General features: G+C 59.7%; 21 protein-coding genes. 3 read left to right on the top strand and 18 right to left on the bottom strand.

Features of this window, described 5'->3' with window-relative positions; all coding sequences use genetic code 11:
* Positions 1-59 precede the first annotated feature (59 nt).
* On the bottom strand, positions 60-827 hold the full coding sequence (locus ACA073_RS05170; RefSeq protein WP_497402105.1) for a sulfite exporter TauE/SafE family protein: 768 nt from the start codon (positions 825-827) through the stop codon (positions 60-62).
* 183 nt (positions 828-1,010) lie between these two features.
* Between ACA073_RS05170 and xseA the strand changes: the two genes are divergently transcribed.
* From xseA to leuA, 3 genes are all read left to right on the top strand, one after another.
* Entirely contained in the window at positions 1,011-2,390 is a 1,380-nt protein-coding gene (xseA, locus tag ACA073_RS05165; RefSeq protein WP_497402104.1) for an exodeoxyribonuclease VII large subunit, read from the top strand.
* Between the two features lie 3 nt (positions 2,391-2,393).
* Positions 2,394-3,215 carry a peptidoglycan DD-metalloendopeptidase family protein gene (locus ACA073_RS05160; protein WP_497402103.1) on the top strand — a complete coding sequence of 274 codons (822 nt, stop codon included), beginning with the start codon at positions 2,394-2,396 and terminating at the stop codon, positions 3,213-3,215.
* A gap of 446 nt (positions 3,216-3,661) precedes the next feature.
* Complete coding sequence (gene leuA, locus ACA073_RS05155) at positions 3,662-5,341, top strand: 2-isopropylmalate synthase (protein WP_497402101.1); 1,680 nt, start codon at positions 3,662-3,664, stop codon at positions 5,339-5,341.
* A 194-nt stretch (positions 5,342-5,535) separates the two neighbouring features.
* Here leuA and ACA073_RS05150 read toward each other — a convergent pair whose 3' ends face one another.
* From ACA073_RS05150 to iscU, 17 genes are all read right to left on the bottom strand, one after another.
* The gene (locus tag ACA073_RS05150) at positions 5,536-6,327 is read right to left on the bottom strand and encodes an amidohydrolase (protein WP_497402100.1); all 792 of its coding nucleotides are present in this window, start codon (positions 6,325-6,327) and stop codon (positions 5,536-5,538) included.
* On the bottom strand, positions 6,315-7,463 hold the full coding sequence (locus ACA073_RS05145) for a pyridoxal phosphate-dependent aminotransferase (RefSeq protein WP_497402099.1): 1,149 nt from the start codon (positions 7,461-7,463) through the stop codon (positions 6,315-6,317). Before ACA073_RS05145 ends, ACA073_RS05150 begins: the two co-directional genes overlap by 13 nt.
* Positions 7,464-7,690: 227 nt before the next feature.
* Positions 7,691-9,160, bottom strand: coding sequence for a ribosome biogenesis GTPase Der (gene der, locus ACA073_RS05140; RefSeq protein WP_461951726.1), 1,470 nt, complete (start codon positions 9,158-9,160; stop codon positions 7,691-7,693).
* A gap of 210 nt (positions 9,161-9,370) precedes the next feature.
* Complete coding sequence (gene bamB / locus ACA073_RS05135; protein ID WP_497402097.1) at positions 9,371-10,522, bottom strand: outer membrane protein assembly factor BamB; 1,152 nt, start codon at positions 10,520-10,522, stop codon at positions 9,371-9,373.
* Positions 10,515-11,156 carry a tetratricopeptide repeat protein gene (locus ACA073_RS05130; RefSeq protein WP_497402095.1) on the bottom strand — a complete coding sequence of 214 codons (642 nt, stop codon included), beginning with the start codon at positions 11,154-11,156 and terminating at the stop codon, positions 10,515-10,517. Before ACA073_RS05130 ends, bamB begins: the two co-directional genes overlap by 8 nt.
* A gap of 40 nt (positions 11,157-11,196) precedes the next feature.
* On the bottom strand, positions 11,197-12,486 hold the full coding sequence (gene hisS, locus ACA073_RS05125) for a histidine--tRNA ligase (RefSeq protein ID WP_497402093.1): 1,290 nt from the start codon (positions 12,484-12,486) through the stop codon (positions 11,197-11,199).
* Positions 12,487-12,509: 23 nt separating this feature from the next.
* The gene (ispG, locus tag ACA073_RS05120) at positions 12,510-13,619 is read right to left on the bottom strand and encodes a flavodoxin-dependent (E)-4-hydroxy-3-methylbut-2-enyl-diphosphate synthase (RefSeq protein ID WP_008147751.1); all 1,110 of its coding nucleotides are present in this window, start codon (positions 13,617-13,619) and stop codon (positions 12,510-12,512) included.
* Between the two features lie 3 nt (positions 13,620-13,622).
* Positions 13,623-14,657: a RodZ domain-containing protein gene (locus ACA073_RS05115; RefSeq protein WP_497402091.1), complete on the bottom strand. Its 1,035-nt coding sequence runs from the start codon at positions 14,655-14,657 to the stop codon at positions 13,623-13,625.
* Positions 14,657-15,415, bottom strand: coding sequence for a type IV pilus biogenesis/stability protein PilW (pilW, locus tag ACA073_RS05110; protein ID WP_084320782.1), 759 nt, complete (start codon positions 15,413-15,415; stop codon positions 14,657-14,659). The genes ACA073_RS05115 and pilW overlap by 1 nt, the downstream gene beginning before the upstream one ends.
* 17 nt (positions 15,416-15,432) lie before the next feature.
* The gene (rlmN, locus tag ACA073_RS05105; RefSeq protein WP_461951731.1) at positions 15,433-16,575 is read right to left on the bottom strand and encodes a dual-specificity RNA methyltransferase RlmN; all 1,143 of its coding nucleotides are present in this window, start codon (positions 16,573-16,575) and stop codon (positions 15,433-15,435) included.
* Positions 16,576-16,603: 28 nt separating this feature from the next.
* The gene (ndk, locus tag ACA073_RS05100; protein ID WP_007916882.1) at positions 16,604-17,029 is read right to left on the bottom strand and encodes a nucleoside-diphosphate kinase; all 426 of its coding nucleotides are present in this window, start codon (positions 17,027-17,029) and stop codon (positions 16,604-16,606) included.
* Between the two features lie 88 nt (positions 17,030-17,117).
* Complete coding sequence (iscX, locus tag ACA073_RS05095) at positions 17,118-17,318, bottom strand: Fe-S cluster assembly protein IscX (protein ID WP_017123703.1); 201 nt, start codon at positions 17,316-17,318, stop codon at positions 17,118-17,120.
* A gap of 14 nt (positions 17,319-17,332) precedes the next feature.
* A complete protein-coding gene (gene fdx / locus ACA073_RS05090; protein WP_461951733.1) occupies positions 17,333-17,674 on the bottom strand; it encodes an ISC system 2Fe-2S type ferredoxin in 342 nt (113 codons plus the stop codon).
* The gene (gene hscA / locus ACA073_RS05085; RefSeq protein ID WP_497402088.1) at positions 17,674-19,539 is read right to left on the bottom strand and encodes a Fe-S protein assembly chaperone HscA; all 1,866 of its coding nucleotides are present in this window, start codon (positions 19,537-19,539) and stop codon (positions 17,674-17,676) included. The genes fdx and hscA overlap by 1 nt, the downstream gene beginning before the upstream one ends.
* A 51-nt stretch (positions 19,540-19,590) precedes the next feature.
* A complete protein-coding gene (hscB, locus tag ACA073_RS05080; RefSeq protein WP_461954291.1) occupies positions 19,591-20,112 on the bottom strand; it encodes a co-chaperone HscB in 522 nt (173 codons plus the stop codon).
* Positions 20,113-20,120: 8 nt separating this feature from the next.
* The gene (gene iscA, locus ACA073_RS05075) at positions 20,121-20,444 is read right to left on the bottom strand and encodes an iron-sulfur cluster assembly protein IscA (RefSeq protein ID WP_003227904.1); all 324 of its coding nucleotides are present in this window, start codon (positions 20,442-20,444) and stop codon (positions 20,121-20,123) included.
* Between the two features lie 34 nt (positions 20,445-20,478).
* Complete coding sequence (iscU, locus tag ACA073_RS05070; protein ID WP_003443374.1) at positions 20,479-20,865, bottom strand: Fe-S cluster assembly scaffold IscU; 387 nt, start codon at positions 20,863-20,865, stop codon at positions 20,479-20,481.
* Between the last annotated feature and the right edge of the window lie 75 nt (positions 20,866-20,940).

Genomic DNA, 20,940 nt, shown 5'->3' with positions numbered 1-20,940 from the left:
GCGGGCTTGCTCGCGAAGGCTCTGGGGCGGGCGGCAGCTTAATCCCTGGCGAAATCCGGTCAAGTACTCAAATACCGCCCGATCAAGGCAATCCCGCTGGCCAGCACCAACCAGGTCACCAGCCGCACAAACGCCTCACGGGACAATCTCATGGTCAGCCGCCGGCCAAACCACAGCCCCAACGCCATGGCCGGCAACAAACACAGCGCCAATACCAACAAGGGTAGCTCGGCATACACACCCGCGACAGCAAACAGGCTCAGGCGCACCACGGTGCTGCAACTGATCAGTGCGCTTTGGGTCGCGCGCGCTGCGTCTTTCGTCAACCGGCTGTTCAGATAAATCGCATATAAAAAGCCGCCACTGCCAAACAACGCACCGAACATCCCGCCGACCGTGCCCATCGGCACCGCCCAGGCGGCAGACAACTGCGTCGGACGGGTTTTGACCCACAGGCTGTAAACCGCATAGGCGCTGATGAACAGCCCCATCAACAGTAGCAACACATCGGATTTCAGGTTCAGCAGAAAGATCACACCCAGCGTGCAACCCACCGCCATGCATGGCAGCAGCCACAGCAGTTCCGGTCTGGCCACATCCCGCCGCGAAGGCAGCAGATTGCCGAACGCCGCCACAAAATCCAGCAGCACCAGCAACGGCACGATCTTCGACAGCGGCATGAACAGAATCAGAATCGGCCCCGCCACCAGCGCGGTGCCGAAGCCGGCGATGCCAAACACGATGTAGGCCAGGGCGATGGCCGCCCCGATGACCACCCAATCCACCACGCCAAATGGCCATTGATTCATCAGCTCAAACACATTCACTTCCCCGTCTTCCTTGAATCCCGGAGCTGACTCTAACCCTGTAGGAGCGAGCTTGCTCGCGATGGACGTTAACGATGACGAGTATTTTCTGGATAAACGCGTCGTCCTCAGGTTTATCGCGAGCAAGCTCGCTCCTACAGGGGATCGTGCATTCCCTTGGAGAATGCCTTTAAACTGCGCCCCATGATTAAAGATCCCTTTGCAAGACTCGGCCTGGACCGTGAAGTCCTGACTGTCAGCCAGCTCAACGGCCGCGCGCGGGTGTTGCTCGAAGACGTGTTCAGCAATATCTGGGTCGAAGGCGAAATCTCCAACCTCGCCCGCCCGGCGTCCGGCCACGTGTATTTCACCCTCAAGGACAGCGGCGCCCAAGTGCGTTGCGCATTGTTCCGGCAGAACGCGGCACGGGTTCGTCAGGCGCTGAAGGACGGCCTGGCGGTCAAGGTGCGCGGCAAAGTCTCGCTGTTCGAAGGGCGTGGCGACTATCAACTGATTCTCGACACCGTCGAGCCGGCCGGTGACGGTGCGCTGCGTCTGGCCTTCGATGCCTTGAAAGAAAAACTCAGCGCCGAAGGCCTGTTCAGCGCCGAGCGCAAAGTGCCGCTGCCGGCGCATCCGCAACGCATCGGCATCATCAGTTCGCCGACCGGCGCAGTGATCCGCGACATCATCAGCGTGTTCCGCCGCCGTGCGCCGCAGGTGCAGTTGACGCTGATCCCCACGGCCGTGCAGGGCCGCGAGGCCACGGCGCAGATTGTCCGCGCGCTGAAACTGGCGGACGCCCGTGGTTTCGATGCGTTGATCCTGGCCCGTGGCGGCGGCTCGCTGGAAGACCTGTGGTGTTTCAACGAAGAAGCCGTGGCCCGTGCCGTGGATGCTTGCGTGACGCCGATTGTCAGCGCCGTCGGCCATGAAACCGACGTGTCGATCAGTGACTTCGTGGCCGACGTTCGCGCCCCGACGCCCTCTGCCGCTGCTGAACTGCTGGCGCCGGATTCCAGCGATCTGGTGCGTCGGGTCGAGAGCTTGCACCGCCGACTGGTGATGCGCATGCGCGACCGCCTGATGCGTGATCGACTGCGCCTGGAAGGCATCTCTCGGCGCTTGCGCCATCCCGGCGAACGCCTGCGCCAGCAAGCGCAACGTCTGGATGATCTGGACATGCGCATGCGCCGCGCGTTCGAACGCAGCCTCAATACCCGTCGCGAACGGCTGATCCGCCTGGAAACCCGCCTCGCCGGGCAACATCCGGGCCGGCAACTGGCGATGCTGCGTCAGCGCCTCGACAGCCTCGCCGAACGCCTGCCCCGAGCCATCCGCGAAGGGCTCAAATCCCGTCGCCTGCAACTGCAAAGTCAGGTGCAGACGCTGCAAGTGGTCAGCCCGTTGGCGACGCTTGCCCGTGGCTACAGCATTCTGCTGGACGAGCGCGGCAACGCGATCCGCAACGCCGCGCAAACCCACAACGGCCAGCGCCTGAAAGCCAAACTGGGTGAAGGCGAACTGCACGTGCGGGTCGAAGACAATCACCTGACGCCTGTCACCCTTTCTTTACTGGATTGATCCATGCCGCGTTTTTTAGCTCCGCTGCTGTTGCTGTGCCTGACCTTCAACGCCCACGCCGACAGCTACATCACCCGCCTGCTGAACAAACCGGTGCCGGGTGGTGTGGCGGTGGTGGATCTGGGCGCGGCGGCCCAGGCGCCGAAAGCCAGTTATCAAGGCAAACCGGTTCTGGTGGTCAAGGAACAGAACAATTGGCTGGCGATTGTCGGTGTGCCGTTGACCGTCAAGCCGGGCGCCCAGTCCCTCAGCAGCGGCGGCCGTCACCTGAGTTTCACTGTCGGCAACAAGAAATACCCGGAACAGCGCATCACCCTGAAAAACACCCAACAGGTCAATCCGGACCCGGACAATCTCAAGCGCATCGAGCGCGAACTGGCCGAGCAGATCGCCGCCTACCGCACGTTCAGCCCGAATACCCCGAGCAACCTGCTGCTGGACAAACCGGTCAACGGGCCGCTGTCGAGCAAGTTCGGTGTGCGCCGTTTCTTCAATGGTGAAGAGCGCAATCCCCACTCGGGCCTGGACTTCGCCGTGGGCGCCGGCACACCAATCAAGACGCCGGCGGCGGGCAAGGTGATCCTGATCGGTAACTACTTCTTCAATGGCAACACGGTGTTCGTCGACCATGGGCAGGGCTTTATCAGCATGTTCTGCCACATGTCGAAGATTGATGTGACGGTTGGGCAGCAGATGGCTCGCGGCGGTGTGGTCGGCAAGGTCGGTTCGACCGGACGGGCGACCGGGCCGCATATGCACTGGAACATCAGCCTGAATGATGCGCGGGTGGATCCGGCGATTTTTATTGGCGCGTTTCAGCCTTAGTTTTTCGGTGAGGCTGATAGCCTCTTCGCGAGCAAGCCCGCTCCCACAATGGATCTACGGTGTGACGCATATCCCCTGTGGGAGCGGGCTTGCTCGCGAAAGCGATAGACGCATCACCACCGCCCTTCAATTGCCGACGTTCAACTATCGCCGCAATCATTAATGCATTACGCATTGATTAGCGCGATTAAATGTCGACAAACCTGCTAAAAGCAGAACTTCTCTCAATTTTTTTCGACTGCTTGCCATCCTTCACCCTCGCGGTTAGGGTTGAAGGCATGAAAACCTTTCACACCCTCATTCAGCTTCGCCAGCACCGCAGCCTGTGCCTCGTCAGCGCACGACTGCCGGGCTGAATCGCGGTGCCTCGCCCCACGCTTTTCCCCAAGAACTTTTGATCCACCGGCAGGCCGCCTTTTTTCGGCCCACACAATAAGGATTTCCCGATGAGCATGCTCAAAGACCCGTCTTCGAAATACCGCGCGTTCCCGACGATCGACATCCCGGACCGCACCTGGCCGTCGAAGACCATCACCGCCGCGCCGATCTGGTGCAGCTCCGACCTGCGCGACGGCAACCAGTCGCTGATCGAACCGATGGACGCGGTCAAAAAGCTGCGCTTCTGGAAAACCCTGGTGCAGGTCGGCGTGAAAGAAATCGAAGCGTCGTTCCCGGCCGCTTCGCAAACCGACTTCGACTTCGTGCGCACCCTGATCGAAGACGGCCACATCCCGGACGACACCACCATTCAGGTGCTGACCCAGGGCCGTGAAGACCTGATCGAGCGCACCTTCGAATCCCTGCGCGGGGCGAAAAAAGCCATCGTTCACCTGTACAACGCGACCTCCCCTTCCTTCCGCCGCATTGTCTTCAACCAGGACAAGGACGGGATCAAGGCCATCGCGGTAAACGCTGCCAAGCTGTTCGTCAAATACGCTGCCATGCAGCCGAACACCGAGTGGACCTTCGAATACTCGCCGGAAACCTTCAGTGCGACCGAACTGGAATTCGCCAAGGAAGTCTGCGATGCGGTCATCGAAGTCTGGAACCCGACGCCTGAGCACAAGGTGATTCTCAACCTGCCGGCCACCGTCGAATGCGCGACCCCGAACATCTATGCCGACCAGATCGAATGGTTCGGCCGTCACATCAACCGTCGTGACAGCGTGATCATCAGCCTGCACACCCACAACGACCGTGGCACTGGCGTGGCTGCCACCGAACTGGGCCTGATGGCCGGCGCCGACCGTGTCGAAGGCTGCCTGTTCGGCAACGGCGAGCGTACCGGCAACGTTGATCTGGTGACTGTGGCGTTGAACCTGTACACCCAGGGCATTCACCCTGAGTTGGACTTCTCCGACATCGACGGCGTGCGCAAAGTCGTCGAAGAGTGCAACCAGATCCAGGTGCACCCGCGCCACCCGTACGTCGGCGACCTGGTTCACACCGCATTCTCCGGCTCCCACCAGGATGCCATCCGCAAGGGCTTTGCCCAGCAGAAACCGGACGCCCTGTGGGAAGTGCCGTACTTGCCGATCGACCCGGCCGACATCGGCCGCAGCTACGAGGCGGTGATCCGCGTCAACAGCCAGTCGGGCAAGGGCGGTATCGCTTACCTGCTGGAACAGGAATACGGCATCAACCTGCCGCGTCGCATGCAGATCGAGTTCAGCCAGGTCGTACAGCGTGAAACCGATCGTCTGGGCCTCGAAATGACCGCCCAGCAAATCCACGCATTGCTGCACAGCGAGTACTTGCAGGCCAATACCCCGTACGCGCTGGTCAGCCATCGCCTGCAGGAAGAAAACGGTCATAGCGCCGTGGAAGTGGAAGTCTCTGGCAAAGGTCAGGGTGAAAACAACCTGCACTGGCGTGGCAAGGGCAACGGCGCGCTGGAAGCGCTGGTGGCCGGTCTGCCGATTCCGGTGGAAATCATGGACTACAACGAACACGCGATCGGCGCGGGTACCAATGCCAAGGCGGCGGCCTACATTGAACTGCGTGTGAACGGTGAACGTGCAGTGCACGGCGCCGGCATCGATGAAAACATCACCACCGCCAGCTTCAAGGCCCTGTTCAGTGCACTGAACCGCTCGTTGAGCCAGCCGGAAGCGAAAGCGGCGTAAGCCTTCGCCGCAATGCAAAAGGCCCCGGGGTGTGAACCTCGGGGCCTTTTTGTTTGCCTGCAGTTATTGTGTTGCCTGTTATGACCCCTTCGCGAGCAAGCCCGCTCCCACAGGGGACCGCATCGGTCTGAACAACTCGGTCAACTGTGGGAGCGGGCTTGCTCGCGAAGAGGCCCTGTCAGGCGACAAGAATCTCAGGTGAATTCAAAGGTATCGGCATCCAGATTCGCTGGAAACCGCGTGCGATACGCCGCCAATTCCGCTGCATCCAGCACCACCTTGAACACCCCGTCCGCTTCACCCGCACTGAGCAACGTCTCACCCTGGAAATCCAGCACCTGACTGTCGCCGGTATACGCAAAGCCTTTCCCGTCAGTCCCGATGCGATTCACCGCCGCCACATAGCACAGGTTTTCGATTGCCCGTGCTGGCAGCAAACGGTTCCAGTGCTGACGCCGTGCGCCCGGCCAGTTGGCGGTGTACAACAACAGGTCGGTGTCCTGGGCGTCGCGGCTCCACACCGGGAAACGCAAGTCATAGCAAATCAGCGGCCGCACGCGCCAGCCCTTGAGTTCGAACTGCACCTGGCGCTCGCCCGGTGTGTAGTGATTGTGCTCGCCCGCCATGCGGAACAGGTGACGCTTGTCGTAGTGCCAGACTTCACCGTCCGGTCGCGCCCACAACAAGCGATTGCGATGACTGCCGTCGGCGGCCTGAACGATGACGCTGCCGGTGATCACGGCATCGAGTTGCGCTGCCTGGGCACGCAGCCATTTGCTGGTGGGACCGTTTTCCGGCTCGGCGAGCGTCTCGGACTCCATGGAGAAACCGGTGGTGAACATCTCCGGCAGGATGATCAGGTCAGCGCCGCGAGCCTGTTCCAGCAGCTGCTGGAAATGCTCCAGATTGGCCTGGCGGTCGTGCCAGGCCAGGGTCGTCTGGATCAGCGCAATGTTCAGATTGGGCAGTGCACTCAGATCACGCATAGTTTTGCCGCTGCTTCACGCAGGGTCTCCTCCCGCTTGGCAAAGCACAGACGCACCAGGCGCTGGCCTTCGGGCGGCGTCTGGTAGAACACCGAGATCGGGATGCTCGCCACGCCGTGTTCGCGGGTCATCCACAACGCCATCTCGACGTCGTTGAGGTCGGGGCGGATCTGCGAGTAATCGACCAACTGGAAATAGGTGCCGGTGACGCGGGTGAAACTGAAACGCGATGGCGTCAGCAAGTCGCAGAACAGATCGCGCTTGGCCTGATAAAAAGCCGGCAGTTCTTCGACATGTTCCGGGTGCTCAGCCATGAAATCGGCCAAGGCAAATTGCAGCGGAGTCACGCCGCAGAAACTGACGTACTGGTGAACCTTGCGCAGTTCCGCCGTGAGAGCAGGTGGCGCGACCACATAGCCGGTTTTCCAGCCAGTCACGTGATAGGTCTTGCCGAACGAGCTGACCACGAAGGCGCGCTGATACAGCTCTTCGTGATTCAGCACGCTGACGTGAGGCACACCGTCGAACACCAGGTGTTCGTAGACTTCGTCGCTGACGAGGTAGATGTCGCGATCACGAATCAGATCCGCCAACTGATCCAGCTCGGCACGACTGATCAGTGCGCCACTCGGGTTGTGCGGTGAGTTCAGCACAATCATCCGCGTGCGCGGCGTAATGGCCTGAGCCAGTTTCTGGAAGTCGATAGAGAAATCATTCAACCCAAGCTGCACATGCACGCAACGGCCACCGGCCAGTTCAACCGACGGCTCGTAACTGTCGTAGCACGGATCGAAAACGATCACTTCGTCGCCGCTGTGGATAACTGCCTGAATCGCGCAGAAGATCGCCTGGGTGGCGCCGGGGGTGATGGTCACTTCGTTGTCGGCATCGACATTCACGCCGTAACTGCGAGCGATCTTCGCCGAAACTTGCTGACGCAGTGCCGGCAGGCCGGTCATCGGCGAATACTGGTTATGGCCATTGGCAATATGCCGGCCGACCGCATCGCACAGGGCCTGCGGGGCATCGAAATCGGGAAAACCCTGGGACAGGTTGATCGCCCCGGTTTGCGCCGCGAGCTGAGACATCTGCGTGAAGATAGTGGTGCCGACATTCGGCAGCTTACTGGTGATCATCGGTGATTCCCTGCTCTACACCCGGCTCTAACGGCGGCGCGGGAGAGCCCGAGGATAGCCCAAACGGCGCCCATAAAAAAAGGGCGCCAATGGCACCCTTCTTCTCGACTTATCCCTTGTGGGAGCGGGCTTGCTCGCGAAGGCGGCCTGGCAGTCGGCAGATATGCTGGCTGACAGATAGCATTCGCGAGCAAGCCCGCTCCCACAGAGGTCGCGTGAACCTGCAATCAGCGCTTGTCGCGGCGCTTCTTGTCGGCCTTTTTGTGGTGCGACATCATGCGACGCTTCTTGTTGACCTGACGGTCGGTGAGCGAGGTCTTGTTGCCTTCGTACGGGTTCTCGCCGCCCTTGAACTCGATGCGGATCGGTGTACCGACCAGCTTCAGAACACGACGGTAAGTATTTTCCAGGTAACGAACGTACGACTTCGGCACCTTCTCGATCTGGTTACCGTGAATCACGATGATCGGCGGGTTAGCGCCACCCAAGTGAGCGTAACGCAGCTTGATCCGGCGGTTGTTGACCATCGGCGGCGCGTGCTCACCGACCGCATCTTCCAGAATCTGGGTCAGGCGGTTGGTCGGCCAGCGGGTGACCGCGGACTTGAACGAGTTCTGGACGGAGGCGTAAAGGTTGCCCACGCCAGTGCCGTGCAGGGCCGAGATGAAGTGGATGTCGGCGTAGTCAACGAAGAACAGTCGACGTTGCAGCTCGACCTTCACGAAGTCACGCTCGCTCGGCGTCATGCCGTCCCACTTGTTGATCGCGATAACCAGAGCACGACCCGACTCAATGGCAAAGCCCAGCAGGTTGAGGTCGTGGTCGACCACACCTTCGCGGGCGTCCATCACGAAGATCACGACGTTGGCGTCTTTGATCGCCTGCAGGGTTTTGACCACGGAGAATTTTTCGACTTCTTCGTGGATCTTGCCGCGCTTGCGCACACCGGCGGTGTCGATCAGCGTGTACTTCTCGTCGTTACGCTCGAACGGGATGTAGATACTGTCGCGGGTAGTGCCAGGTTGGTCATACACGATTACCCGGTCTTCACCGAGCATACGGTTGACCAGGGTCGACTTGCCGACGTTCGGGCGGCCGATGATGGCGATCTTGATCCCGTCTTTTTCGCTTGGACCAGGAATGCGCTTGGCTTCCTCGCCTTCGGCAACGTCCTCTTCCTCGCCTTCTTCCAGCTCTTCTTCGTCTTTCGGGAAGTCGCTCAGGGCGATTTCCAGCATCTGGGTGATGCCACGACCATGAGCGCCGGCGATCGGGATCGCGTGGCCCATGCCCAACGGGGCGAATTCGGCGCGGGCCATTTCAGGGTCGATGTTGTCGACCTTGTTGGCTACCACGTAAGAACGCTTGTTACGTTTGCGCAAATGCTCGGCGATCATCTGGTCGGCGGCGGTGAAACCGGCCTTGGCATCTACCAGGAACAGAACGACATCGGCTTCTTCAATGGCCAGCAGCGACTGCTCGGCCATTTTTTCGTCCATACCGTGCTCGTCACCGGAGATACCGCCGGTGTCGACCAGAATGTAGGAACGCCCTTGCCACTTGGCCTCACCGTATTGGCGATCACGGGTCAGACCGGACAAGTCGCCGACGATGGCGTCGCGAGTCCTGGTCAGGCGGTTGAACAAGGTGGACTTGCCGACGTTCGGTCGGCCCACCAGGGCGATTACGGGAACCATGCGGCTCTCCACTTCGTTATTTCAGAAAATACAAAAGCCGCTGCGAGGCAGCGGCTGGTGCTCGGGGCAATCACTGTAGGAGCGAGCTTGCTCGCGAAAAACGCAACGACACCGCGTTCATTCAGACAGCAAACGTAATCGTTGACGTCCATCGCGAGCAAGCTCGCTCCTACAAGTGAAGCCGCTTGGGGGTTAACCCAAGCATAGTCGTTACTTGATGGTCAGGGCTTCCAGTTTGCCGCTGTTGCCATACAGATAAATCGTGTCACCCATCACCAGCGGACGGGCACGCAGGCCGTCGCTGTCGATGCGCTCGCGGCCGACGAAACGACCGTCCACCTGGCTCAGCAGGTGCACATAGCCTTCCATGTCACCGACTGCAACATAGCTGGAGAACACTTCCGGAGCCGACAGTTGACGGCGAGCCAGCGAATCGTTGCTCCACAACGCTGTGGTGGAACGCTCGTCGACGCCTTCAACAGTGCCCGAAGACAGGCTCACGTAAACAGTGCCGAAGCCCTGAGCCACGCCGGCATAGCTGGAAGCATCACGCTGCCAGAGCTGACGACCGCTTTCCAGGTCCAGTGCCGCAACGCGACCCTGGTAGCTGGCGACGTACAGCGTACCGCCGGACAGCAGCAAGCCACCGTCGATATCGACAACGCGCTCCAGTTCCGAACGACCTTGTGGGATCGCTACCCGTTGTTCCCACACCGGCACGCCGTTGGAGATATCGAGAGCGACCACTTTACCGGTCGACAGGCCAGCCACCGCAAGGCGGTTGGTCACGATCGGTGCACTGGTGCCACGCAGGGTCAGGACCGCAGGCGTGCTGTCATACAACCAGCGCTGGTTGCCGGTGGCGGCATCCAGACCGATCAGACGGTCGTCCTGAGTCTGAACGACAACCACGTCGCCGTTGTTGGCCGGCGGCGCGAGAACTTCGCTGGACACGCGAGCGCGCCATTTCTCTTCACCGTTGGTGGCGTCCATCGCAACGATTTCGCCCTTGGTCGTACCGATCACGAGCAGGCCGTAACCTACGCCAACGGCGCCGGAAACAGGCAGTTCAAGATCTTTCTTCCATTTGACGTCGCCATTGCTGCGATCCATCGCCATCACCACGCCAGTGACGTCGGCGGCATAAATGGTATCGCCATCGATCGCCGGAACCAGCATGTTGTAGGTTTCGCCCTGACCGTCACCGATCGAACGACTCCACTGCTTTTGCAGGACCACTTCTTCTTTGAAGTCGACCAGTTCGGCAGGCGGCAATTCTTTTTTGCTGTTGCTGCTGCAACCCGCGGCCAATACGGCCAGAGCCAGCAATGCTGCATGTTTCCAACGGATCACGTCACGCATCCCCTTTGGCCAGATCGTCCAGCTTGATTTGTAGGCCACCGACTGCCGCTTCATCCGACAGTGCCGCCTTGGCTTTTTGATACGCAGCGTTCGCTTCGTCGGTACGACCCAACTGCACCAGTAGGTCGCCTTTGAGTTCTTCGCGAGTGGCCAGGAAGGCTTTATCGGCATCGCCTTCGAGCAACTTCAGGGCTTCATCGGCCTTGTTCTGAGCGGCCAGTACCTGTGCCAGGCGCTGACGGGCGATTTCGCCCAGTGCCGAATTGGCCGGTTTGGCAACGATGGCCTTCAGCTCGGTGGCAGCGTCGTCCAGCTTGCCGCTGTCGACCGCGACTTTCGCCACGAACAGGCTGCCGTACTGCGCGTAGGCGGTGCCGCCGAACTCGCTGTTGAGCTTGCCGGCCAGGTCCGAAACACGGGCCGCATCAGGCTTGCCGTTTGGCGTGAGCGTGGTTTCGAGCAATTGCTGATAGAGAATCGAAGCGCCTTGCGCCTGATTGTTCTGATACTTGTGAAAGGCCTGCCAGCCGAACACGATGACCAGCGCCAACAGGCCGCCAGTGACCAGAGGCTTGCCGTTGCGTGACCACCAGTCCTTAAAATCCGCCAGCTGTTCGTCTTCGGTACTCGACACCCCAATACTCCTTAATCGCTAAATCGGCTGTTTGACAGCTTCAACCCTGCACGACGCAGGTGGCCAGGTGTGCAGCAAGCGCATCCCAGGCAATGCTTTGTTGTTCGCCCTGGCCACGCAGGGGTTTGAAACCTACCACTTGCTGGGCCATTTCGTCGTCACCGAGGATCAGCGCGTACAGCGCACCGCTCTTGTCGGCCTTCTTGAACTGGCTTTTGAAGCTGCCGGCGCCGGCATTGATCTGCAGGCGCAGGTTGGGCAATTGATCGCGAACCTTCTCGCTCAACGTCAGGGCAGTCAGCTCGGCAGCCTCGCCGAAGGCGCACAGATAGACGTCGACCTGGCGGGAGATCTCTTGCGGGATCTGCTCCAGGGTTTCCAGCAGCAGCACCAGACGCTCGATGCCCATGGCGAAACCAACGCCCGGGGTCGGCTTGCCGCCCATCTGCTCCACCAGACCGTCGTAACGGCCGCCGGCACACACGGTGCCTTGAGCGCCCAACTTGTCGGTGACCCATTCGAAAACGGTCTTGCTGTAGTAATCCAGCCCGCGCACCAGCTTCGGGTTGATCACATAAGGAATACCGGCGGCGTCCAGGCGAGCCTTGAGGCCCTCGAAGTGCACGCGGGATTCGTCGTCGAGGTAGTCGGCCATTTTCGGCGCGTCGACCAGGATCGCTTGAGTGTCGGCATTCTTGGTGTCCAGAACCCGCAGCGGGTTGGTCTTCAGACGACGCTGGCTGTCTTCGTCGAGCTTGTCCAGGTGAGCGGACAGGAACTCGACCAGCGCTTCGCGATAACGACCACGGGATTCGCTGGTGCCCAGGCTGTTGAGCTCGAGCTTGACCGCATCACGGATACCCAGCTCGCCCCACAGGCGCCAGGTCAGCACGATCAGCTCGGCGTCGATGTCCGGACCGTCGAGGTTGAACACCTCCACACCGATCTGGTGGAACTGGCGATAACGACCTTTCTGCGGACGCTCGTGGCGGAACATCGGGCCGATGTACCAGAGTTTCTGCACTTGGCCACCACCGGTGATGCCGTGTTCAAGCACCGCACGCACGCAGGCCGCCGTGCCTTCAGGGCGCAGGGTCAGCGAATCACCGTTACGGTCTTCGAAGGTGTACATCTCTTTTTCGACGATGTCGGTCACTTCACCGATCGAGCGCTTGAACAGCTCGGTGAACTCGACGATCGGCATGCGGATCTGCTTGTAACCGTAGTTATCCAGCAGACGCGAAACGGTGCCCTCGAAATGACGCCACAGGGGAGTCTGTTCGGGCAGGATGTCGTTCATGCCACGAATGGCTTGCAGAGACTTGCTCACTTAAAATCCTTAAATTCGTTCGATCAGCCGCGAGCGATTACAGCTGCGTCGGCTTCGACCTTTTCGGCCGCTTTCTGGCGGATCAAGCGTTCGAGCTCATCCACCAGATTGTCATTCGTCAGTTTCTGCGACGGCTTGCCGTCGATGTAAATCAGGTTTGGCGTGCCGCCGGTCAAGCCGATATGGGCTTCCTTGGCTTCGCCCGGCCCGTTGACCACGCAACCGATGACCGCGACATCCAGCGGGACCAGCAGGTCTTCGAGGCGCCCTTCCAGTTCGTTCATGGTTTTGACCACATCGAAGTTCTGCCGCGAGCAGCTCGGGCAGGCGATGAAGTTGATGCCACGGGAACGCAGGTGCAGGGATTTGAGAATGTCGTAGCCGACTTTCACTTCCTCGACCGGGTCGGCCGCCAACGAGATGCGAATAGTATCGCCAATCCCTTCGGCGAGCAGCATACCGAGGCCCACGGCGGATTTCACTGTGCCTGAACGCAAACCACCGGCTTCGGTGATCCCCAGGTGCAGCGGCTGGACGATTTCCTTGGCCAGCAAGCGGTAAGCGGCGACGGCCATGAATACGTCGGAGGCTTTCACGCTGACCTTGAAGTCCTGGAAGTTCAGGCGTTCAAGGTGCTCGACGTGTCGCAGGGCAGATTCGACCAGCGCGGCCGGGGTCGGCTCGCCGTATTTCTTTTGCAGGTCTTTTTCCAGGGAACCGGCGTTGACGCCGATGCGGATCGGAATCCCGCGATCGCGGGCGGCATCGACCACCGCACGCACGCGGTCTTCGCGACCGATGTTGCCCGGGTTGATGCGCAGGCAATCAACACCCAGTTCGGCTACGCGCAGTGCGATCTTGTAATCGAAGTGAATGTCGGCCACCAAGGGCACTTTCACCAGTTTTTTGATTTTGCCGAAGGCTTCGGCGGCGTCCATGTCTGGCACGGAAATGCGCACGATATCGACGCCAGCGGCTTCCAGACGATTGATCTGGGCCACGGTGGCGGCGACGTCATTGGTGTCGCTGTTGGTCATGCTCTGCACAGCGATGGGCGCATCGCCGCCAACGGGCACGTTACCGACCCAGATCTTCCGGGATTCGCGACGCTTGATTGGAGATTCGCCGTGCATGACTTATTGACCCAACTTCAGGCGAGCAGTCTCGCCACTGGTGAACGGAGCGACATCAACCACCTGCCCGTTGTAGCTGACCTGCGCGCCACGGGCGACGCCCAGACGCACGGAAAACGGCGGCTTGCCGCTGACGGTTACGTTTTCGCCTTTACGCTTGAGACCACTCAGCAGCACTTTGCCGGTGCCGTCGGTGACTTGCGTCCAGCAATCGGCGGTGAATTGCAGTTGAACGCGACCCTGGCCGGCAGCCGGAGCCGCCGAAGCAGGCGCTGCTGGAGCGGGAATGGTCGGCGTGACCGAAGCGGTTGCAGGCGGGGTCGATACCACTGGAGCAGTCGGGGCCGGAGTGGCGACAACCGGCGCGGTACTGTGCGTCGGTGCTGCAGGCGCTGGGACAACCGGTGCAGTCGGAGCGGCAGCAGGTGCAGTGGCTTCAGCTTCAGCCGGCTCTTCAGGCGAAGTCTCGGCTTGCGGCAATGCGAGAACGGTCGAGCCTTCAGCCTGACCTTCCGCGACAGCCTGGTCTTCCGGCTCGTCCAGCGGATGGATCTGAGTGGTGCCGTCGGCGCCTTCGACTTCAACGTGTTCCGGGCTCAGGCTGGTCAGGTCCTTGGTGCGCATGGAGGTCTGATCCTGCCACCAGACAAAACCACCGCCGATCACCGCGATCAGCAGCAACAGGCTGACGATTCGCAGAATAGTGTGGGAAACCCGAACCGGCTCTTCGATACGACCCAGGCTGTGGACGTTGCTGCCCTGGGAATCGGTGCCGGTTGATTGGTCGAACTGCTGAACCAGAACGGTCTGGTCCATGCCGAGCAATTTGGCGTACGCGCGAATATAACCGCGGGCAAAAGTATGCCCAGGCAGTTTGTCGAATGCGCCAGCTTCCAGATTGCTCAGGGAATTGACGGTGAGGTTGAGCTTGAGGGCCACTTCGGCCAGCGACCAGCCATTGCTTTCGCGAGCCTGGCGCAAAGTCTGACCGGGGTTAACGCGATTCGCTGCTACAACTTCGGGATGCGCCGCTTTCATCATTGCTCCGACAGGTATTGCTGATATTCCGGCGTACCGGGATAGAGTCGTTTTAGTTGCAGGCCAAAACTGGCGGCCTTGTCGCGATCTTCGAACACTTTTGCCAGCCGAACACCGAGCAATAGACTACGTGCATTTTGCTCGGTGAGCAGGCTAAAACGGTCGTAATAGTCACGCGCGGGCACATAATGCCTGTCTTCGTAAGACAACTCAGCCATTTCCAGCAATGCACGCGGCTGTTGTCGGTTCAAACGCAGGGCTTTTTCCAGTTGCTGCCGGGCCAGATCACGCTGGCCAAGCTTGGAAGCCGTCATGCCCAGATTCTCAAACACTCGCGAACGCTCAGGATACAGGGTATCGGCGGCGGCTTGTTCGAAGCGCTCGTAAGCCTCTTTGTAACGTTTTTGCTCGAAAAGAAAACTGCCGTAGTTGTTCAGGATACGCGCATCGTTGGACCGGGAAGACAGCGCCTTGCGAAAGTGCTCGTCCGCCAGTTCCGGCTCCATTTCCGCCTGAAACACCAGACCCAATGCGGCGTTGGCGTCGGGGTCCGAGCTGTCCAGCTCCAACGCCTTTTTCAACGGAACCTTGGCACGCTCGGTCATGCCCTGCTGCAAGTAGCCCAAACCCAGTTGCACATAAGCAACACGCGCTTCATCGCGGCCCTTACTGGTCTTCATCGGGTTGAAATCGCCCGACAGAACGCAGCCAGTACAAAGACTGGCCAACAGCACAAGCAGCGCGAAGCGCAGGGACATAGAGATCCTCTCTTGAATTATTTCGCGGCGTTTTGCGCCATATCGCTGTCGGCGCTCAACTCGCGCACGGCAATATAACGTTCGCTGCGACGGGTGCGATCCAGCACCTGCCCTACCAATTGGCCACACGCGGCATCAATGTCTTCACCGCGGGTGGTGCGTACGGTGACATTGAAGCCGGCATGGTGAAGCTGATCCTGGAAACGACGAATCGCGTTGTTGCTCGGGCGCTCGTAACCGGAATGCGGGAACGGGTTGAACGGAATCAGGTTGATCTTGCACGGGACGTTCTTGAGCAACTCGATCATCTCGACGGCATGTTCAACTTTGTCGTTGATGTCCTTGAGCAACGTGTACTCGATGGTCAGCACGCGTTTTTCGCCCAGGGACGACATGTAGCGCTGGCACGACTCGAGCAGCATCTTAAGCGGATATTTCTTGTTGATCGGCACCAATTGGTTACGCAATGCGTCATTCGGTGCGTGCAGCGACAACGCCAGGGAGACGTCGATGTGCTTGGACAGCTCATCGATCATCGGTACCACGCCGGAGGTCGACAGGGTCACACGGCGCTTGGAAATGCCGTAGCCCAGGTCGTCCATCATCAAATGCATGGCCGCGACGACGTTGTCGAAGTTCAGCAGCGGCTCGCCCATGCCCATCATCACCACGTTGGTGATGGCACGGTCGGCGGTCGCCGGGATGCTGCCGAACGATTTATTGGCAATCCACACCTGGCCGATGACTTCGGCGGCGGTGAGGTTGCTGTTGAAACCTTGCTTGCCGGTGGAGCAGAAACTGCAATCCAGGGCACAGCCTGCCTGGGACGAAACGCACAAAGTGCCGCGTTTGCCCTGAGGAATGTACACGGTCTCGACGCAGCTGCCGGACGCCACGCGCACCACCCACTTACGGGTGCCGTCGGTGGAAATGTCCTCGCTGACCACTTCAGGACCGCGAACTTCAGCAATGGCCTTGAGCTTGTCGCGCAGGGCCTTGCTGACGTTCGTCATGGCGTCGAAATCATCGACGCCAAGGTGGTGAATCCATTTCATTACCTGACCGGCACGGAAACGCTTCTCCCCGATTGAGTCGAAGAATTTCTCCATTTCCTGTTGAGTCAGACCCAGCAGGTTGGTTTTTACAGTCGATGTAGTCATGGATTCACCTTCACTCTTAAGCCAATGCTTAGCGAGTGGTTACTTCAGTAGCAGCGAAGAAGTACGAGATTTCGCGAGCAGCAGCGGCTTCGGAGTCCGAACCGTGTACAGCGTTGGCGTCGATGGAATCAGCGAAGTCAGCACGGATGGTGCCGGCAGCAGCTTCTTTAGGGTTGGTAGCGCCCATCAGCTCACGGTTCAGAGCGATAGCGTTTTCGCCTTCCAGAACCTGAACAACTACAGGACCGGAGATCATGAAAGCAACCAGGTCGCCGAAGAAACCACGAGCGCTGTGCTCAGCGTAGAAGCCTTCAGCTTCGGCTTTGGACAGTTGCTTCAGTTTCGAAGCTACAACGCGCAGGCCTGCTTTTTCGAAACGAGTGGTGATCTCGCCGATGACGTTTTTTGCAACAGCGTCAGGCTTGATGATGGAGAAAGTACGTTGAACAGCCATGGTGTAACTCCAGAAACGGTAATTTGTGAAAAATTAAACCCGCGAATTATACGCGGGTTCTTGGGTATTGCCTAACCTGCAGCGTGGCTCAGTCGCGTTCTTCGATCCAGTGGGCCTGAATGGCCTCCAGGATCTTTTCGCCACAATGTTCAGGCTTGTCGTCGAACTCGGGCAATTCCATCACCCACTTGCGCAGATCGACGAAGTTGACCGACATTGGGTCAACATCGGGCTTGCTTTCAGCCAGCTGGATTGCGATTTCCAGCACATCAGTCCACTTGAGACTCATGACAGTTCCTTGAATCAGTGCGGCGCTTCGGCGGCATGGTTGAGCGAGTATTTCGGAATCTCGACAGTCAGGTCTTCAGTACCGACGATCGCCTGACAGCCTAGACGCGATTGAGCTTCCAGACCCCAGGCCCGATCAAGAAAGTCTTCTTCCAGCTCGTCCGCTTCTTCCAGCGAGTCAAAACCTTCGCGAATGATGCAGTGGCAGGTGGTGCAGGCGCAGACGCCACCACAGGCGCTTTCCATCTCGATATGGTGCTCATGGGCCAGCTCGAGTATGGACGTACCGGTCTCGGCCTCCACAACCATGCCTTCCGGGCAAAACTTCTCGTGTGGCAGAAAAATGACCTGCGGCATCAGTTATCCTCGATTTCATTCAGGTTGCGCCCCGCCAGCGCGGCTTTCACCGTCGAGTCCAGGCGGCGGGCAGCAAAGGCATCGGTCACGTGCGACAGACGTTTGGTCTGCTGCTCGATGGCATAACCATCGGTACCTTTCATCAGTTCGGTCAGTTCCTGCATCTGCAGCTCGATCACCATGCGCTCTTCGGCGTCGAGCAGACGCTCGCCGTCGGCTTCAAGGGCGGCCTGCACCGCTTCAATCAGGCGCTGGGCATCGACCTGCTGCTCACGCAGTACACGGGCGACCTTGTCGTCGTTAGCGTGCTGGAACGAATCCTTGAGCATCTTGGCGATTTCGCCGTCGGTCAGACCGTAGGACGGCTTGACCTGAATGCTGGCTTCAACGCCCGAACCCAATTCACGGGCCGACACGCTGAGCAGACCGTCGGCATCGACCTGGAAGGTCACGCGAATTTTCGCCGCACCCGCCACCATCGCCGGAATGCCGCGCAATTCGAAGCGTGCCAGGGAGCGGCAGTCGCTGATCAGCTCACGCTCGCCCTGCAACACATGGATCGCCATCGCCGACTGGCCATCTTTGTACGTGGTGAAGTCCTGGGCGCGAGCGACGGGGATGGTGGTGTTGCGCGGAATTACCTTCTCCATCAGGCCGCCCATGGTTTCCAGCCCCAGGGACAAAGGAATCACGTCGAGCAGCAGCAATTCGCCGCCATCGCGCTTGTTGCCGGCCAGCGTATCAGCCTGGATCGCGGCACCAATGGCCACCACTTGATCCGGGTCGATTTCGGTCAACGGCTGACGACCAAAGGCTTCAGCGACCGCTTCGCGAACGCGAGGCACACGAGTCGAACCGCCAACCATGACCACGGCGTGCACTTCTTCCAGCTCGATACCGGAATCACGCACCGCGCGACGGCAGGCTTTCAGGCTGCGAGCAACCATCGGCTCAATCAGCGCATTGAAGGCTTCGCGAGTCAGGTCGGCCTTCCAGTCGCCATAAGCAACTTCAACGGAAGCAGCATTGGTCAGCGCTTCCTTGGCCGCGCAGGCGGTTTGCAGCAGATGACGTTGCGCACCCGGATCGAGATCGGCGGACAAACCGGCGCTCTCGATGATCCAGCCGGCAATCGCATGGTCGAAGTCGTCACCGCCCAAGGCGCTGTCGCCGCCGGTGGCCAGCACTTCAAACACACCGCCGGTCAGGCGCAGAATCGAAATATCAAAAGTACCGCCACCCAGGTCATATATCGCGACCAGGCCTTCAGCGTGTTGATCCAGACCGTAAGCCACGGCAGCGGCGGTCGGCTCATTGAGTAACCGCAGCACGTTCAGGCCGGCCAGTTTGGCCGCGTCCTTGGTGGCTTGACGCTGAGCGTCGTCGAAATAGGCCGGAACGGTGATCACCGCGCCGACCAGTTCGCCGCCCAAGGTCGCTTCAGCGCGCTGACGCAGCACTTTCAGGATATCGGCAGAGACTTCGACCGGGCTTTTCGGACCCTGGATCGTATCGATGAACGGCATGTGCGACTCGCCGCCGACAAAGCGGTACGGCAGTTGCTCGCCCAATTGCTTGACGTCGGACAGACCACGACCCATCAAGCGCTTGACCGACAGCACGGTGTTCAGAGGATCGGTAGCGGCAGCCAGCTTGGCCGATTCGCCGACTTCGACGCGATCGGCGTGGTAGCGCACGGCGGACGGCAGGATGACCTGCCCGTCAGCGTCGGCCAGAGGCTCGGAAAGACCACTGCGCAATGCAGCGACCAGCGAATTGGTAGTGCCCAAGTCGATCCCCACAGCCAGACGACGCTGGTGCGGTTGAGGACTTTGGCCGGGTTCGGCGATCTGCAGTAGGGCCATCGTGATCAGGACTTATCTGTATATCAGGCGTGCGACCGGAGCGGCACTGGGTTAATCGTCGAGGCGCTCTTCTAACTGGCGCACTTCGTAGGTGAGCTTGTCGAGGAACTGCATGCGCCGCATCAGGCGTTCGGCCTGTTCACGTTGCGCTGCATCATTCCAACAGGCTGCGAAGCTCTGGTTCAGTTCATCCTGAGCAGTTTTCAGGCGGCGCTTGAACGCTGCAATACCGGCCATGTCGGCACTGTCTTGCAGGTCTTCGAGCTCCTCACGCAGCTCCATCTGCTGCAGAAGAAACGCCGGATCATGCACCGTGACCTCCAGCGGCAGCTCGCCACCATTCAGAGCGAGCAGGTATCGCGCGCGCTTCGGGGGACTTTTGAGCGTCTGGTAGGCCTCGTTGAGGCTCGCGGATTGCTCTAGCGCCAGCCGTTGCTCACGCTCGGAAGCGTCCGCAAAACGGTCCGGATGAACACTGCGCGCCAACTCGCGATAGCGCGTAGCCAGCTGGTCGAGGTCCAGATTGAAACTCGGTTGCAGCTCAAATAAAGCGTAATGACAAGGAGTACCCACGAGAAGCCTCAGATGTTGAAGCTTTCGCCGCAGCCACATTCACCGCGTACGTTGGGGTTGTTGAACTTGAAGCCTTCGTTCAACCCTTCCTTGACGAAGTCGAGCTCGGTGCCGTCCAGGTAGGCCAGGCTTTTCGGGTCGATGATCACTTTCTCGCCGTGACTTTCGAACACCTGATCCTCTGCAACCACCTCGTCGACAAACTCCAGCACGTAGGCAAGGCCGGAACAGCCCGTGGTGCGAACACCCAAACGAATCCCTTCACCTTTGCCGCGCCCGTCGAGGGAGCGTCGCACGTGTCGAGCAGCCGCTTCTGTCATGCTGATAGCCATCGGTGACTCCTTACTCGTCGCAAAATCTTGAAAATCAGATCAAGCCTTTCTTCTGCTTGTAGTCGCGAACGGCCGCTTTGATAGCGTCTTCAGCAAGTACGGAGCAGTGAATTTTTACTGGCGGCAGGGCCAGTTCTTCGGCCAGTTGAGTGTTTTTGATGGTCTCTGCTTCATCCAGAGTCTTGCCTTTCATCCACTCGGTCGCCAAAGAGCTGGAGGCGATGGCCGAACCGCAACCGTAGGTCTTGAACTTGGCGTCTTCGATGATGCCTTGCTCGTTGACCTTGATTTGCAGACGCATCACGTCGCCGCACGCCGGGGCGCCGACCATGCCGGTGCCGACATCCGGGTCTTCGGCGTCCATCTTGCCGACGTTACGCGGGTTTTCGTAGTGGTCGATGACCTTTTCGCTGTAAGCCATGATTCTTAATCCTCACTCATCAGAGAGTCGCTCTTAAAGCCCTGCAAGCCTTGGTTCACAGGGCCGGTTCTCGGC

The organism is Pseudomonas sp. LBUM1670, assembly GCF_059695695.1.
This window is presented reverse-complemented; position numbering and strand designations above follow the sequence as displayed.

What these genes read in the sequence shown, in the direction of transcription:
- xseA (WP_497402104.1), top strand. Translation starts at nt 1,011, where the DNA reads ATGATTAAAGATCCCTTTGCAAGACTCGGCCTGGACCGTGAAGTCCTG.
- ACA073_RS05160 (WP_497402103.1), top strand. Translation starts at nt 2,394, where the DNA reads ATGCCGCGTTTTTTAGCTCCGCTGCTGTTGCTGTGCCTGACCTTCAAC.
- leuA (WP_497402101.1), top strand. Translation starts at nt 3,662, where the DNA reads ATGAGCATGCTCAAAGACCCGTCTTCGAAATACCGCGCGTTCCCGACG.
- ACA073_RS05150 (WP_497402100.1), bottom strand. Translation starts at nt 6,327, where the DNA reads ATGCGTGATCTGAGTGCACTGCCCAATCTGAACATTGCGCTGATCCAG.
- ACA073_RS05145 (WP_497402099.1), bottom strand. Translation starts at nt 7,463, where the DNA reads ATGATCACCAGTAAGCTGCCGAATGTCGGCACCACTATCTTCACGCAG.
- der (WP_461951726.1), bottom strand. Translation starts at nt 9,160, where the DNA reads ATGGTTCCCGTAATCGCCCTGGTGGGCCGACCGAACGTCGGCAAGTCC.
- bamB (WP_497402097.1), bottom strand. Translation starts at nt 10,522, where the DNA reads ATGCGTGACGTGATCCGTTGGAAACATGCAGCATTGCTGGCTCTGGCC.
- ispG (WP_008147751.1), bottom strand. Translation starts at nt 13,619, where the DNA reads ATGCACGGCGAATCTCCAATCAAGCGTCGCGAATCCCGGAAGATCTGG.
- ACA073_RS05115 (WP_497402091.1), bottom strand. Translation starts at nt 14,657, where the DNA reads ATGAAAGCGGCGCATCCCGAAGTTGTAGCAGCGAATCGCGTTAACCCC.
- pilW (WP_084320782.1), bottom strand. Translation starts at nt 15,415, where the DNA reads ATGTCCCTGCGCTTCGCGCTGCTTGTGCTGTTGGCCAGTCTTTGTACT.
- rlmN (WP_461951731.1), bottom strand. Translation starts at nt 16,575, where the DNA reads ATGACTACATCGACTGTAAAAACCAACCTGCTGGGTCTGACTCAACAG.
- ndk (WP_007916882.1), bottom strand. Translation starts at nt 17,029, where the DNA reads ATGGCTGTTCAACGTACTTTCTCCATCATCAAGCCTGACGCTGTTGCA.
- iscX (WP_017123703.1), bottom strand. Translation starts at nt 17,318, where the DNA reads ATGAGTCTCAAGTGGACTGATGTGCTGGAAATCGCAATCCAGCTGGCT.
- fdx (WP_461951733.1), bottom strand. Translation starts at nt 17,674, where the DNA reads ATGCCGCAGGTCATTTTTCTGCCACACGAGAAGTTTTGCCCGGAAGGC.
- hscA (WP_497402088.1), bottom strand. Translation starts at nt 19,539, where the DNA reads ATGGCCCTACTGCAGATCGCCGAACCCGGCCAAAGTCCTCAACCGCAC.
- iscA (WP_003227904.1), bottom strand. Translation starts at nt 20,444, where the DNA reads ATGGCTATCAGCATGACAGAAGCGGCTGCTCGACACGTGCGACGCTCC.
- iscU (WP_003443374.1), bottom strand. Translation starts at nt 20,865, where the DNA reads ATGGCTTACAGCGAAAAGGTCATCGACCACTACGAAAACCCGCGTAAC.